Source organism: Pseudomonas sp. P110(2024) (genome assembly GCF_057480795.1).
Genome location: NZ_JBLIYT010000008.1, coordinates 274,878 through 288,798, shown reverse-complemented (window position 1 = coordinate 288,798; position 13,921 = coordinate 274,878). Strand labels below are relative to the sequence as shown.

At 62.6% G+C, this 13,921-nt stretch carries 12 protein-coding genes; 9 read left to right on the top strand and 3 right to left on the bottom strand.

The genetic code is table 11. The annotated features are described in order from the left end of the window. The 5 genes from glpE to AC25ND_RS15150 all read left to right on the top strand — a co-directional run bounded on the left by glpE (position 1) and on the right by AC25ND_RS15150 (position 6,649). A complete protein-coding gene (glpE, locus tag AC25ND_RS15170; RefSeq protein ID WP_028689035.1) occupies positions 1-330 on the top strand; it encodes a thiosulfate sulfurtransferase GlpE in 330 nt (109 codons plus the stop codon). A 282-nt stretch (positions 331-612) separates the two neighbouring features. Next, positions 613-2,535 (top strand): PrkA family serine protein kinase, encoded by a 1,923-nt coding sequence (locus tag AC25ND_RS15165; RefSeq protein ID WP_028689036.1) that lies wholly within the window; start codon positions 613-615, stop codon positions 2,533-2,535. A gap of 119 nt (positions 2,536-2,654) precedes the next feature. Beyond that, complete coding sequence (locus AC25ND_RS15160; RefSeq protein ID WP_028689037.1) at positions 2,655-3,926, top strand: YeaH/YhbH family protein; 1,272 nt, start codon at positions 2,655-2,657, stop codon at positions 3,924-3,926. Continuing rightward, a complete protein-coding gene (locus AC25ND_RS15155; RefSeq protein WP_062362962.1) occupies positions 3,923-5,491 on the top strand; it encodes a SpoVR family protein in 1,569 nt (522 codons plus the stop codon). Before AC25ND_RS15160 ends, AC25ND_RS15155 begins: the two co-directional genes overlap by 4 nt. A gap of 60 nt (positions 5,492-5,551) precedes the next feature. After that, on the top strand, positions 5,552-6,649 hold the full coding sequence (locus tag AC25ND_RS15150; RefSeq protein ID WP_241411518.1) for a tRNA nucleotidyltransferase/poly(A) polymerase-related protein: 1,098 nt from the start codon (positions 5,552-5,554) through the stop codon (positions 6,647-6,649). Positions 6,650-6,712: 63 nt separating this feature from the next. Here AC25ND_RS15150 and folK read toward each other — a convergent pair whose 3' ends face one another. Continuing rightward, a complete protein-coding gene (gene folK / locus AC25ND_RS15145) occupies positions 6,713-7,222 on the bottom strand; it encodes a 2-amino-4-hydroxy-6-hydroxymethyldihydropteridine diphosphokinase (RefSeq protein WP_028689040.1) in 510 nt (169 codons plus the stop codon). Beyond that, positions 7,213-7,569 carry a dihydroneopterin aldolase gene (folB, locus tag AC25ND_RS15140; protein ID WP_028689041.1) on the bottom strand — a complete coding sequence of 119 codons (357 nt, stop codon included), beginning with the start codon at positions 7,567-7,569 and terminating at the stop codon, positions 7,213-7,215. Before folB ends, folK begins: the two co-directional genes overlap by 10 nt. 74 nt (positions 7,570-7,643) lie before the next feature. Here folB and plsY point away from each other — a divergent pair, with 74 nt between their 5' ends. Next, positions 7,644-8,213, top strand: coding sequence for a glycerol-3-phosphate 1-O-acyltransferase PlsY (gene plsY, locus AC25ND_RS15135; protein WP_028689042.1), 570 nt, complete (start codon positions 7,644-7,646; stop codon positions 8,211-8,213). A gap of 24 nt (positions 8,214-8,237) precedes the next feature. Here plsY and tsaD read toward each other — a convergent pair whose 3' ends face one another. Beyond that, entirely contained in the window at positions 8,238-9,263 is a 1,026-nt protein-coding gene (gene tsaD / locus AC25ND_RS15130; protein WP_028689043.1) for a tRNA (adenosine(37)-N6)-threonylcarbamoyltransferase complex transferase subunit TsaD, read from the bottom strand. 205 nt (positions 9,264-9,468) lie between these two features. Between tsaD and rpsU the strand changes: the two genes are divergently transcribed. From rpsU to rpoD, 3 genes are all read left to right on the top strand, one after another. Then, positions 9,469-9,684 (top strand): 30S ribosomal protein S21, encoded by a 216-nt coding sequence (gene rpsU / locus AC25ND_RS15125; protein ID WP_003255575.1) that lies wholly within the window; start codon positions 9,469-9,471, stop codon positions 9,682-9,684. Between the two features lie 281 nt (positions 9,685-9,965). Beyond that, positions 9,966-11,954: a DNA primase gene (gene dnaG / locus AC25ND_RS15120; protein WP_028689044.1), complete on the top strand. Its 1,989-nt coding sequence runs from the start codon at positions 9,966-9,968 to the stop codon at positions 11,952-11,954. A gap of 67 nt (positions 11,955-12,021) precedes the next feature. Then, positions 12,022-13,872: an RNA polymerase sigma factor RpoD gene (rpoD, locus tag AC25ND_RS15115; RefSeq protein ID WP_028689045.1), complete on the top strand. Its 1,851-nt coding sequence runs from the start codon at positions 12,022-12,024 to the stop codon at positions 13,870-13,872. Positions 13,873-13,921 lie beyond the last annotated feature (49 nt).

Sequence of the window (13,921 nt, the reverse complement as noted above, 5' to 3'; positions counted from 1 at the left end):
ATGAGCGAATTCAAGCGCATTACCCCCGAGCAAGCCCTCGAATTGCGTGCGCAAGGCGCGGTCGTGGTCGACATTCGCGACCCGCAGGCCTTTGCCGCCGGGCACATCGCCGGCGCCACTCATCTGGATAATCACTCGGTTGCCGATTTCATCCGCAACGCCGACCTGGACGCGCCTACACTGGTTGTCTGCTACCACGGCAATTCCAGCCAGAGCGCCGCCGCCTACCTGGTCGGCCAGGGCTTCTCCAACGTCTACAGCATCGATGGTGGCTTCGAGCTGTGGCGCAACACCTACCCGGCGGAAACCGCCCAGGGCAGCGCCGAATAATTTTTTCATTTTTCCTCCAGCCCGCGCTCGGCGCGGGCTTGCGCCCGACCTGACGAACGGTCGCAGGCGTCTTCTCGGCTCCCTGCCCTTGACCTTGCGTATAACCAACTATCCTTAAGCCCAGGCCATCCAAAAAAGGGGAGAGCCGGTACACCGGCGTGCGGGTCATCGGTAGCGTTCCAAGGTGTTCTGGGGGGTATACAGCAATCGGCGAGCCCGGTTGCATGCCAGCATCAGCTGACTGATCCGGCGTCGTCTCCACGTATCGAGCGAGGTGACGTCATGAGCATTTTTAGCCACTTCCAACAACGTTTCGAGTCCACCCGCCAGGAAGAACTTTCGCTGCAGGAGTACCTCGAGCTGTGCAAAGAGGATCGCAGTGCCTATGCCTCGGCGGCCGAGCGGCTGTTGCTGGCCATCGGCGAACCAGAGCTGATCGACACCTCAAGCAACTCCAGGCTGTCGCGGATCTTCTCCAACAAGGTGATCCGTCGTTATCCGGCCTTTGCCGACTTCCATGGCATGGAAGAGTGCATCGACCAGATCGTCTCCTACTTCCGCCACGCCGCCCAAGGCCTGGAAGAGAAGAAACAGATCCTCTACCTGCTGGGCCCGGTGGGCGGCGGTAAATCGTCGCTGGCCGAGAAACTCAAGCAGCTGATGGAGAAGGTGCCGTTCTACGCCATCAAGGGCTCGCCGGTGTTCGAATCGCCCCTGGGCCTGTTCAACGCCGCCGAGGACGGCCAGATCCTCGAAGAGGAATACGGCATCTCGCGCCGCTACCTCAACACCATCATGTCGCCCTGGGCCACCAAGCGCCTGCAGGAATTCGGCGGCGACATCAGCAAGTTCAGGGTGGTCAAGCTCTACCCGTCCATCCTCAACCAGATCGCCATCGCCAAGACCGAGCCGGGCGACGAGAACAACCAGGACATCTCGGCCCTGGTGGGCAAGGTGGATATCCGCAAGCTCGAGGAATTCCCGCAGAACGACGCCGACGCCTACAGCTATTCGGGCGCGCTGTGCCGGGCCAACCAGGGCCTGATGGAATTCGTCGAGATGTTCAAGGCGCCGATCAAGGTCCTGCACCCGTTGCTCACCGCGACCCAGGAAGGCAACTACAACAGCACCGAGGGGTTGGGCGCGATCCCCTACTCCGGGATCCTGCTGGCCCACTCCAACGAATCGGAGTGGCATACCTTCCGCAACAACAAGAACAACGAGGCCTTCATCGACCGGATCTACATCGTCAAGGTGCCGTACTGCCTGCGTGTCAGTGACGAGATCAAGATCTACGACAAGCTGCTGGTCAACAGCTCCCTGGCCAAGGCCCATTGCGCGCCTGACACTTTGAAGATGCTGGCCCAGTTCACCGTGCTCTCGCGCCTGAAAGAGCCCGAGAACTCCAACATCTACTCGAAGATGCGCGTGTACGACGGCGAGAACCTCAAGGACACCGACCCGAAAGCCAAGTCGATCCAGGAGTACCGCGACGCCGCGGGCGTCGACGAGGGCATGAACGGCCTGTCGACCCGCTTCGCCTTCAAGATCCTCTCCAAGGTGTTCAACTTCGACCCTCACGAGGTGGCGGCCAACCCGGTGCACCTGCTGTATGTGCTGGAGCAGCAGATCGAGCAGGAACAGTTCCCGGCCGAGGTGCGCGAGCGCTACCTGCGCTACCTGAAGGAATACCTGGCGCCGCGCTACATCGAGTTCATCGGCAAGGAGATCCAGACCGCCTACCTGGAGTCCTACAGCGAATACGGCCAGAACATCTTCGACCGCTATGTGCTGTACGCCGACTTCTGGATCCAGGACCAGGAATACCGCGACCCGGAAACCGGCGAGATCCTCAACCGCATCGCCCTCAACGAGGAGCTGGAGAAGATCGAGAAGCCAGCTGGCATCAGCAATCCGAAGGACTTCCGCAACGAGATCGTCAACTTCGTGCTGCGCGCCCGGGCCAACAACAACGGCAAGAACCCCAGCTGGCTCAGCTACGAGAAGCTGCGGGTGGTGATCGAGAAGAAGATGTTCTCCAACACAGAGGACCTGCTGCCGGTCATCAGTTTCAACGCCAAGGCCAGCAAGGAGGATCAACAGAAGCACAACGACTTCGTCACCCGGATGGTGGAGCGTGGCTACACCGACAAGCAGGTTCGACTGCTGTCGGAATGGTACCTGCGGGTCAGGAAATCGCAATAAAGCGACACGCTACACGCCGTGCGTCCGAGGCTGGCCTTGCCAGCCCGGGCGGCGGCGGCTGCTTTTACGTGCAGCTCGTAGCTTGAAGCGTGCAGCTGTTCCCAGCTACCGGAGGGACCATGAGCTACGTAATCGACCGACGCCTGAACGGCAAGAACAAGAGCACGGTCAACCGCCAGCGCTTCCTGCGGCGTTACCGTGAACACATCAAGAAGGCCGTCGAAGAGGCCGTGAGTCGCCGCTCCATCATGGACATGGAGCATGGCGAACAGATCAGCATCCCGGGTCGCGACATCGATGAACCCGTGCTGCACCACGGTCGCGGCGGCAAGCAGACCATCGTCCATCCCGGCAACAAGGAATTCACCGCCGGCGAACACATCGCCCGGCCACAAGGTGGTGGCGGTGGCGGTGGCCGCGGCAAGGCGGGCAACTCCGGCGAAGGCATGGACGACTTCGTGTTCCAGATCACCCAGGAAGAATTCCTCGAATTCATGTTCGAGGACCTGGAGCTGCCCAACCTGGTCAAGCGTCACCTGACCGGGGCCGACACCTTCAAGACCGTGCGCGCAGGCATTGCCAACGAGGGCAACCCGTCGCGCATCAACATCGTGCGCACCCTGCGCTCTGCCCACGCCCGGCGCATAGCCCTGACCGGCAGCAGCCGTGCCCTGTTGCGCGAGGCGCAAAAGGAACTGGAGCGGCTCAAGGTCGAGGAACCGGACAACTTCACCGACATCCAGGACACCGAGAGCGAGATCGAACGCCTAAAGGCGCGCATCAACCGCCTGCCGTTTCTCGACACCTTCGACCTGAAGTACAACCTGCTGGTCAAGCAGCCCAACCCCAGCTCCAAGGCGGTGATGTTCTGCCTGATGGACGTGTCCGGCTCCATGACCCAGGCCACCAAGGACATCGCCAAGCGCTTCTTCATCCTGCTGTACCTGTTCCTCAAGCGGAACTACGACCGCATCGAGGTCGTGTTCATCCGCCATCACACCAGCGCCCGCGAAGTGGACGAGGAAGAGTTCTTCTATTCCCGCGAGACCGGCGGCACCATCGTCTCCAGCGCGCTCAAGCTGATGCAGGAAATCATGGCCGAGCGTTACCCGGCCAGTGACTGGAATATCTACGCCGCCCAGGCCTCGGACGGCGACAACTGGAACGACGACTCGCCGATCTGCCGCGACATTCTCGCCAATCAGATCATGCAGCACGTGCAGTACTACACTTACGTCGAGATCACCCCACGCGAACACCAGGCGCTGTGGTACGAATACGAGCGCATCGGCGAGGCGTTCCCCGACACCTTCGCCCAGCAGCAGTTGGTATCGGCCGGCGACATCTACCCGGTCTTCCGTGAACTCTTCCAGCGCAGGTTAGCCACATGACCGCCAGAGAGCAGAGACGCCAGCCCATTTCCACCGGTTCCGAATGGACGTTCGAGCTGATCCAGACCTACGACCGCGAGATCAGTCGCCTGGCCGCCCGCTACGCCCTGGACACCTACCCCAACCAGATCGAAGTGATCACCGCCGAGCAGATGATGGACGCCTACGCCTCGGTGGGCATGCCGCTGGGCTATCACCACTGGTCCTACGGCAAGCAGTTCCTCAGTACCGAGAAGTCCTACAGCCGTGGCCAGATGGGCTTGGCCTACGAGATCGTGATCAACTCCGATCCGTGCATCGCCTACCTGATGGAAGAGAACACCATGTGCATGCAGGCACTGGTGATCGCCCACGCCTGCTACGGCCACAACAGCTTCTTCAAGGGCAACTACCTGTTCCGCACCTGGACCGACGCCAGCTCGATCATCGATTACCTGGTGTTCGCCAAGCAGTACATCGCCCAATGCGAGGAGCGCCACGGCATCGATGCCGTCGAGGACCTGATCGACTCCTGCCATGCCCTGATGAACTACGGCGTGGACCGCTACAAGCGCCCCTACCCCATTTCCGCCGAGGAAGAACGCCGCCGGCAGAAGGAGCGCGAAGAGCACCTGCAACGGCAGATCAACGACCTCTGGCGCACCATCCCCAAGGGCGCCGAAAAGGGCGGCGAGAAAGACGACGCGCGCTTCCCGGCAGAACCCCAGGAGAACATCCTCTACTTCATCGAGAAGCACGCCCCGCTGCTGGAGCCCTGGCAGCGCGAAGTGGTGCGCATCGTGCGCAAGATCGCCCAGTATTTCTACCCGCAGCGCCAAACCCAGGTGATGAACGAAGGCTGGGCGACCTTCTGGCACTACACCCTGATGAACGACCTCTACGACGAGGGGCTGATCACCGAAGGCTTCATGATGGAGTTTCTGCAGTCGCACACCAGCGTGGTGTTCCAGCCAGGCTTCGACAGCCCGTATTACAGCGGTATCAACCCCTATGCCCTGGGCTTTGCCATGTACACCGACATCCGCCGCATGTGCGAGCACCCTACCGAGGAGGATCGCCGCTGGTTCCCGGACATCGCCGGCAGCGACTGGCTGTCGACGATCAAGTTCGCCATGAGCAGCTTCAAGGATGAGAGCTTCATCCTGCAGTACCTGTCACCCAAGGTGATGCGTGACCTCAAGCTGTTCAGCATCCTCGACGACGACCAGCGCGACGACCTGCTGGTGCCGGCGATCCATGACGAGGACGGCTACCGCACCATCCGCGAGCAGCTGGCCGCGCAGTACAACCTGGGCAACCGCGAGCCCAACGTGCAGATCTGGAGCATCGACCGGCGTGGCGACCGCTCGCTGACCTTGCGCCACCAGCAGCACAACCGCAAACCCCTGGGCGACTCCACCGAGGAGGTGCTCAAGCACCTGCACCGCCTGTGGGGCTTCGACATTCACCTGGAGACCGTGCAGGGCGATCAGGTGATGAAGACCCACCACATGCCACCGCGCAGCGAGCACAGCGAGGCCGGCGACTACGGACGCATGGACCTGGCCGTGGTACACCACCTCTAGCCATCACACACCTCCATTTCTGCCGACAGGGTATCCTGTCGGCAGAAAAGGAGGTTTCACATGCAGATCTACAAGGTTGGCGGCGCTGTACGTGACCGCCTGCTCGGCCGTCCGGTCAGCGACGTCGACTGGCTGGTGGTTGGCGCCAGCGTCGAACAGATGCAGGCCCTGGGCTACCGCCCGGTGGGCGCGGATTTTCCGGTTTTTCTTCACCCCAGGTCCGGTGAGGAGTACGCCCTGGCCCGCACCGAGCGCAAGAGCGGGCGCGGTTATGGCGGTTTCACCTTCCACGCAAGCCCCGACGTCACCCTCGAAGAAGACCTGATTCGCCGCGACCTAACCATCAACGCCATGGCCGAGGACGAACACGGCCAGCTGTACGACCCCTACCACGGCAAGGCAGACCTGGATAACCGAATCCTTCGCCATGTTTCCCCGGCATTCGCAGAAGATCCACTGCGAGTGTTGCGTGTTGCGCGCTTTGCGGCGCGCTATGCACCTCTGGGTTTCGAGGTGGCCGACGAAACCCTTGCCCTCATGCGGCAGATCGCCGAGTCGGGCGAACTGCAGGCGCTTACTGCCGAACGCAGCTGGAAGGAGATCGAACGGGCATTGATGGAAAACGAGCCACAGGTGTTCGTCGAGGTGCTGCGCAGTTGCGGCGCACTGAAAGAGCTGATGCCAGAGCTGGAGCACGGCACCGATACACTGACTGCACTGCACCAGGCGGCTAGGCACCAGCAATCCCTGCCTGTGCGTTGGGCTTGCCTGCTGCGCGGATTGGAATCAACGGCGATCAAAGCACTCAACCAGCGCTTCAAGGTCCCACGCGAATGCCAGGAACTGGCGATACTGGTGGGGGAGTTCGCCGAACAGGCCGATCAAGCTCTGGCACTTGAGCCGACAAGCCTGCTGGAAATGCTGCAGAAGTTTGATGTGTATCGTCGGCCGCAGCGTTTCGACGACTTCATTGCCGCGTGTGAAATGGCGGCAGTGGACTCGAGTTATCCACAAGGCAGGTATCTGCGCGATGCAGCTGCGGCGGCTCGGGCCGTGGATGTGAAGCCGCTTGTGCAACAGGGGCTGACCGGCCAAGCCTTGGGGGAGGCGCTGAAGGCGCAAAGGCTTGAGGCGCTGAAGGCCTACACGCAGCAGTGAGCCCATCGCAGGGAGCAAGTCCGATTGGTGGAAGAGGGCTTGCTCCGCGATCGCAAGTGCGGCTCAGACCTGCGTGAGTTGCAGCCCACGCCACTCGAACGGCACCGGCGCCAGTACCTGATCGATGCTCGCCTCTTCCCACAACTGCGCCATGGGCTTGCCGACCCCAGGGTGCACCCGTTGGGGCGCCAGCAAAGACAAGGGCCACAGCACGAACGCGTTCTTCAGGATCTCCGCCCGCGGCAGCACCAAGCCGTTGAAGGTGCCATGCAGATCGTCGTACAGCAGCACGTCGATATCCAGCGGAAGGCCCTTGCGGTCGGGTGCGTAGCGGCCATTTTCCGCTTCGATGAACTTCAGCCGGCGGTCCAGCTCCAGCAGCGGCAGGTCGGTCTTGCCGGTCACCACGAAGTTGATGAATGGCCCGCTCTTGATACCCACTGCCTGGCTTTCGAACGCCGGCGAGCAACGCATGTCGATGAGTATCGCAGCCAGGGCATCGAGCCCGGCGCACAGGTGCCGCTCGCGGTCGATGTTGCTACCCAGCCCGAGATATACGGTACTCAGAGACATCCGCGCTCGATCTCCACGCCAACGCCGCCCCGGGCCGCAGGCACCGCACCCGGCTTGGTCAGTTTCAGCCGCACCCACGGGATCTTGAACTCTTCCATCAGTACGGCCACCAGACGCTCGGCAAAGGTCTCCACCAGTTCGAAGCGCGCCTGCTCGGCGAAGGCCTGGACGCGCGCCGAGACACTGGCGTAGTCCAGGGCCAGCGACAGGTCGTCACCGGCCGCCGCCGGGCGGTTGTCCCAGGCGAAACTCAGGTCAAGGCGCAGGCATTGGCGAATATCCCGCTCCCAGTCATAGGCACCGATGACGGTATCGACTTCCAGGCCTTCGATGAACACTCTGTCCAAGCACTTCTCTCCACAGCACGACAAGGGCGACGGGCGCCGTTAGAATCAGGGCGTCCTCGCCCGGAATAGTTAGCATGTTTTGGTCACTGGCGCTGCTTGCCTACCTGCTCGGCTCTCTGTCCTTCGCCATCGTCCTGAGCCGCCTCAGCGGCAGCCCCGACCCGCGCTCCAGCGGCTCGGGCAATGCCGGCGCGACCAACATGCTACGCCTGGCCGGCCGCAAACTGGCGATCCTGACGCTGCTCGGCGACCTGTGCAAGGGCATGTTGCCAGTACTGCTGGCCCGCCTGGCCGGGCTCGACCAGCAGGAGCAGGCCTGGGTCGGCATCTGCGCGGTGCTCGGCCACCTGTTCCCGGTGTACTTCCGTTTCCAGGGCGGCAAGGGCGTGGCCACTGCCGCCGGCATGCTCATGGCGTTGTACTTTCCCGCCGCGCTGCTGGCCATCGGCGCCTGGCTGCTGACCTTCTACCTCACCCGCACCAGCTCGCTGGCGGCGTTGATCGCCACGCCATTGACGCTGCCGCTGCTGGCCTGGCGCGAACCCGAAGCGCTGCTGCCGATGACGGTACTGACGATCCTGATCGTCTGGCGCCACCGCAGCAACCTGCGCGACCTGTTCGCCGGGCGCGAGCGCCATTTCTGAGACGCCCGCACAAGCCGGCACCTTTCACACCGCCGGCAACTGCTCCATCGGCCAGCGCGCCTGCACGCTGATGGCCAGGTCCTGCCGCTGCCCGGCCAACAGGCGCTGGCAACCGGCATAGGCGATCATCGCGCCGTTGTCGGTACAGAACCGTGGACGGGCGTAATAGACGTTGCCCTTGATGCTGGCCAGCATTTCTTCCAGCGAAACGCGCAAGGCCTTGTTGGCGCTCACGCCACCGGCGATGACCAGGCGTTTGAGGCCAGTCTGCTTGAGCGCACGCTTGCACTTGATGGTCAGAGTCTCCACCACCGCCTGCTGGAACGCCAGCGACACGTCGCAACGGGTTTGCTCGTTGTCGTCCCCGGCGTCGCGGCATTGCTGCCAGGTGTTCAGGGCGAAGGTCTTGAGGCCGCTGAAGCTGAACTGCAGGCCCGGCCGATCGCACATCGGCCGCGGGAACACGAAGCGCCCGGGCGTGCCTTGCTCGGCCAGGCGGGCGATCTCGGGGCCGCCCGGATAATTGAGGCCGATCAGCTTGGCGGTCTTGTCGAAGGCTTCGCCAGCGGCGTCGTCCAGGCTCTCGCCCAACAGCTCGTACTGGCCGATGCCATCGACGCGCACCAGCTGGGTGTGGCCACCGGACACCAACAAAGCGACGAACGGAAATTCCGGCGGCTGCTCCTCGAGCATCGGCGCCAGCAGGTGGCCTTCCATATGGTGCACACCGATCGCCGGAATATCCCAGGCAAAGGCCAGCGCCTGGGCGCAGGAGGCGCCCACCAGCAGCGCGCCGACCAGGCCGGGACCTGCGGTGTAGGCGATGGCGTCGATCTCGGTGGCGACGCAGTCGGCTTCCTGCAGCACCTGGCGAATCAGCGGCAGCATGCGCTTGACGTGGTCGCGCGAGGCGAGCTCGGGCACCACGCCGCCATAGACGCGGTGCAGGTCGATCTGGCTGAACAGCGCGTCGGCCAGCAGGCCGCGCTCGCTGTCGTATAATGCGACGCCAGTTTCGTCGCAGGATGTTTCCAATCCCAGTACTAGCATGGGTCCGTGCCTTGTTGAGGCTGAATTCGAAGGCGCGCATGATAGTCCCCGTGTCCGGTGCCGACCAGCGGTTTTCGATCAGAGGCTTTGCATTCCGGCCAGCTAAGGGTTAACATCCGCAACCCTTGAAAACCGACGTTCTCCAGCACACCTTATGTTTTGCCAGGAGCACGTCTACCCCGGTAATGAATTAAGGTAGCCCTGGATGCCAGCCGTCAAAGTTAAAGAGAACGAACCCTTCGACGTAGCTCTGCGTCGTTTCAAGCGCTCCTGCGAAAAAGCCGGTGTACTGGCTGAAGTTCGTAGCCGCGAGTTTTACGAGAAGCCGACCGCCGAGCGCAAGCGCAAAGCCGCTGCCGCTGTAAAGCGTCACGCCAAGAAGGTTCAGCGCGAACAGCGCCGCGCCGTTCGTCTGTACTAAGTACAGCCGTTCTACGCAAAGCTTCTGCCATGCCCGGCCTCGTGCCGGGCTGATGGCAGCGGTCGCTTCAAACCCTTGGCCATGCGCCTTGGGCGCCCCGGCAAAAGCCATGGGCAACCCGCATCAACGCGTCAGAACTGGTCCTCGACCAGGCGTGCACGTCCTTTCTGACGAGCCCTTCATGGGCTGGTGACGAGCACACTCCTCTTCCTGCGAGATACCCCACGCCAAACCCGCGCACAAGCGTTTAGACTTGCCAGTTGCCAGATGACGAGACTGCCATGGCCGGGCTGATTCCCCAGAGCTTCATCGATGACCTTCTCAACCGCACCGACATCGTCGATGTGGTGAGTTCGCGCGTCCAGCTGAAGAAGACCGGCAAGAACCTGTCCGCCTGCTGCCCGTTCCACAAGGAAAAGAGCCCCTCCTTCACCGTCAGCCCCGACAAGCAGTTCTACTACTGCTTCGGCTGCGGCGCCGGCGGCAACGCGCTGGGCTTCATCATGGACCACGACAACCTGGACTTTCCCCAGGCGGTCGAGGAGCTGGCCCGCGCGGCCGGCATGGAGGTACCCCGGGAAGAGGGCCGCCGCGGACAGAAGCCGCGCCAGCCAACCGATTCACCGCTGTACCCGCTGCTGGAAGCAGCCAGCGAGTTCTATCGCCAGGCCCTGCGCGGCCATGCCACTCGCAAGGCGGCAGTGGACTACCTCAAGGGCCGCGGCCTGTCCGGCGAGATCGCCCGCGACTTCGGCCTGGGCTTCGCCCCGCCGGGCTGGGACAACCTGCTCAAGCACCTGGGCGCCGACGCGTTGCAGCAAAAGGTGATGATCGACGCAGGCCTGTTGATCGAGAACGCCGAGAGCGGCAAGCGCTACGACCGTTTCCGTGATCGGGTGATGTTCCCGATCCGTGACAGCCGTGGCCGGGTCATCGCCTTCGGCGGCCGGGTACTGGGCGACGACAAGCCCAAGTACCTGAACTCCCCGGAAACCCCGGTATTCCACAAGGGCCAGGAGCTGTATGGCCTGTACGAGGCGCGCAAGCACAACCGCAACCTCGACGAGATCATCGTGGTCGAGGGCTACATGGACGTCATCGCCCTGGCCCAACAAGGCCTGCGCAACGCGGTGGCCACCCTCGGCACCTCCACCAGCGAGGAGCACCTCAAGCGCCTGTTCCGCGTGGTGCCCAGCGTGCTGTTCTGCTTCGACGGCGACCAGGCCGGCCGCAAGGCCGCCTGGCGCGCCCTGGAGGCGACCCTGTCGAGCCTGCAAGACGGCCGCCGCGCGCGCTTCCTGTTCCTGCCCGAGGGTGAAGATCCGGACAGCCTGGTGCGCGCCGAAGGCACCGACGCCTTCCAGGCCCGCATCAACCAGCACGCCCAGCCTTTGGCCGACTACTTCTTCGAGCAGTTGAGCAACGAAGCCGACCCGCGCTCGCTGGAAGGCAAGGCGCACATGGTCACACTGGCCGCGCCGCTGATCGAGAAAGTGCCGGGCGCCAACCTGCGCCAATTGATGCGCAACCGCCTGAAGGACATCACCGGGCTTGACCCGCAGCAGATGGAGCAGCTGGCGCAGAGCGCGCCAACGCCAAGCGTGCCGGACTACGACCCCGGCTACGATTACGACGCCATGGCCAGCTACACGCCTGACCATGGCGACATGCACTACCCGCCCGACTATACGCCGCAGCAGCAGGAGCAACGTCCCTGGACGCCAAACAAAGGCGGTAGCAAGAAACAGTGGGACGGCAAGCCATGGGACAAGAAAGGCGGCAAGCCCTGGCAGCGCGACGGCCAGCGCGGCGAAGCCCCGCCACGGGTGCCAGCGCCGGTCGAACCGCCGACACTCTCGGCCCTGCGCACCTTGCTGCACCACCCGCTGCTGGCCGGCAAGGTCGAGGACGCCAGCCACTTCGCCGACGAAGAGCAGATGTACAGCCAGCTGCTGGTGGCGCTGATCGAGGCCGCGCAGAAAAATCCTAAGCTAAGCTCAATGCAGCTGATCGCACGCTGGCACGGCACCGAGCAGGGCCGCCTGCTGCGCGCCCTGGCGGAAAAGGAATGGTTGATCGATGCCGACAACCTTGAACAACAGTTTTTCGACACTATAACTAGTTTGTCAGCTCGCCAGCGCGAGCGCATCTTGGAACATTTGATCAGAAAATCGCGTCAAATCGAGTTGGACGGGGAAGAAACCGCCAAGCTTCGCGAACTGCTCAGACGCAATGTTCCAGCACAAAACCCGACCTCATCTGGCGCGTGAGGTCCAGGTTCGGGTATAATCCTCGGCTTGTTTTTTGCCCGCCAAGACCTTCAGTGGATAGGGTGTTATGTCCGGAAAAGCGCAACAGCAATCTCGTATCAAAGAGTTGATCACCCGCGGTCGTGAGCAGGGCTACCTGACTTACGCGGAGGTCAACGACCACCTGCCTGAGGATATTTCAGATCCGGAACAGGTGGAAGACATCATCCGCATGATCAACGACATGGGGATCAACGTATTCGAGAGTGCTCCGGATGCGGATGCCCTGTTGTTGGCGGAAGCCGACACCGACGAAGCCGCAGCCGAAGAAGCCGCAGCCGCGTTGGCGGCAGTTGAGACCGATATCGGCCGCACGACCGACCCGGTGCGCATGTACATGCGCGAGATGGGTACCGTCGAACTGCTGACCCGCGAAGGCGAGATCGAAATCGCCAAGCGTATCGAGGAAGGCATCCGTGAAGTCATGGGCGCCATTGCTCACTTCCCGGGCACCGTCGACTACATCCTCGGCGAATATGATCGCGTCACCAGCGAAGGTGGCCGTCTGTCTGACGTTCTCAGCGGTTACATCGACCCTGATGACAACATCGCCGCGCCGACCGAAGAAGTGCCGATTCCAGGTGCCAAGGCCGCTGCCGCGAAGGAAGAGGAAGACGAAGAAGACGAAGAAAACGCCGACGGCGATGACGAGGAAGAGGCCGAAAGCGGTCCGGATCCGGTCGTTGCCGCGCAGCGTTTCGGTGCGGTCAAGGATCAGCTGATCGACACCCTCAAGGTGCTGAAAAAGCACGGTCGAAGCCACAAGGACAGCATCGGCGCCATGCAGGCCCTTGCCGACCTGTTCATGCCGATCAAGCTGGTGCCGAAGCAGTTCGACGCACTGGTCGAGCGTGTACGCAGCGCCCTGGACCGTCTGCGCCAGCAGGAACGCGCCATCATGCAGCTGTGCGTGCGTGATGCCCGCATGCCGCGCGCCGACTTCCTGCGCCTGTTCCCGAGCAACGAGACCGACCAGACCTGGTCCGGTGACCTGGCCAAGCGCAACACCAAGTGGGCCGCCGCCCTGGGTGAGAAAGACGCCGCCATCGTCGCCTGCCAGCAAAAGCTGATCGACCTCGAGACCGAGACCGGCCTGACCGTCGCCGAGATCAAGGACATCAACCGTCGCATGTCCATCGGCGAAGCCAAGGCCCGCCGCGCCAAGAAGGAAATGGTCGAGGCGAACCTGCGTCTGGTGATCTCGATCGCCAAGAAGTACACCAACCGCGGCCTGCAGTTCCTCGACCTGATCCAGGAAGGCAACATCGGCCTGATGAAGGCGGTGGACAAGTTCGAATACCGTCGCGGCTACAAGTTCTCGACCTACGCCACCTGGTGGATCCGCCAGGCGATCACCCGCTCGATCGCCGACCAGGCGCGCACCATCCGTATCCCGGTGCACATGATCGAGACGATCAACAAGCTCAACCGCATTTCCCGGCAAATGCTGCAGGAAATGGGTCGCGAACCGACCCCGGAAGAGCTGGGCGAACGCATGGAGATGCCTGAGGACAAGATCCGCAAGGTCCTGAAGATCGCCAAGGAGCCGATCTCCATGGAAACCCCGATCGGTGACGACGAAGATTCGCACCTGGGCGACTTCATCGAGGACTCGACCATGCAGTCCCCGATCGACGTGGCCACGGTCGAAAGCCTCAAGGAAGCGACCCGTGACGTACTCTCGGGCCTGACCGCACGTGAAGCCAAGGTGCTGCGCATGCGTTTCGGCATCGACATGAACACCGACCACACCCTCGAAGAGGTAGGCAAGCAGTTCGACGTGACACGCGAGCGGATCCGTCAGATCGAAGCCAAGGCGCTGCGCAAGCTGCGCCACCCGACGCGAAGCGAGCATCTGCGCTCCTTCCTCGACGAGTAAAGACGAACCCCGGCCCAGGCCGGGGTTTTTCTTATGTGACAGAAGGTCG

What these genes read in the sequence shown, in the direction of transcription:
- glpE (WP_028689035.1), top strand. Translation starts at nt 1, where the DNA reads ATGAGCGAATTCAAGCGCATTACCCCCGAGCAAGCCCTCGAATTGCGT.
- tsaD (WP_028689043.1), bottom strand. Translation starts at nt 9,263, where the DNA reads ATGCTAGTACTGGGATTGGAAACATCCTGCGACGAAACTGGCGTCGCA.
- AC25ND_RS15150 (WP_241411518.1), top strand. Translation starts at nt 5,552, where the DNA reads ATGCAGATCTACAAGGTTGGCGGCGCTGTACGTGACCGCCTGCTCGGC.
- plsY (WP_028689042.1), top strand. Translation starts at nt 7,644, where the DNA reads ATGTTTTGGTCACTGGCGCTGCTTGCCTACCTGCTCGGCTCTCTGTCC.
- AC25ND_RS15155 (WP_062362962.1), top strand. Translation starts at nt 3,923, where the DNA reads ATGACCGCCAGAGAGCAGAGACGCCAGCCCATTTCCACCGGTTCCGAA.
- AC25ND_RS15160 (WP_028689037.1), top strand. Translation starts at nt 2,655, where the DNA reads ATGAGCTACGTAATCGACCGACGCCTGAACGGCAAGAACAAGAGCACG.
- dnaG (WP_028689044.1), top strand. Translation starts at nt 9,966, where the DNA reads ATGGCCGGGCTGATTCCCCAGAGCTTCATCGATGACCTTCTCAACCGC.
- AC25ND_RS15165 (WP_028689036.1), top strand. Translation starts at nt 613, where the DNA reads ATGAGCATTTTTAGCCACTTCCAACAACGTTTCGAGTCCACCCGCCAG.
- rpsU (WP_003255575.1), top strand. Translation starts at nt 9,469, where the DNA reads ATGCCAGCCGTCAAAGTTAAAGAGAACGAACCCTTCGACGTAGCTCTG.
- rpoD (WP_028689045.1), top strand. Translation starts at nt 12,022, where the DNA reads ATGTCCGGAAAAGCGCAACAGCAATCTCGTATCAAAGAGTTGATCACC.
- folK (WP_028689040.1), bottom strand. Translation starts at nt 7,222, where the DNA reads ATGTCTCTGAGTACCGTATATCTCGGGCTGGGTAGCAACATCGACCGC.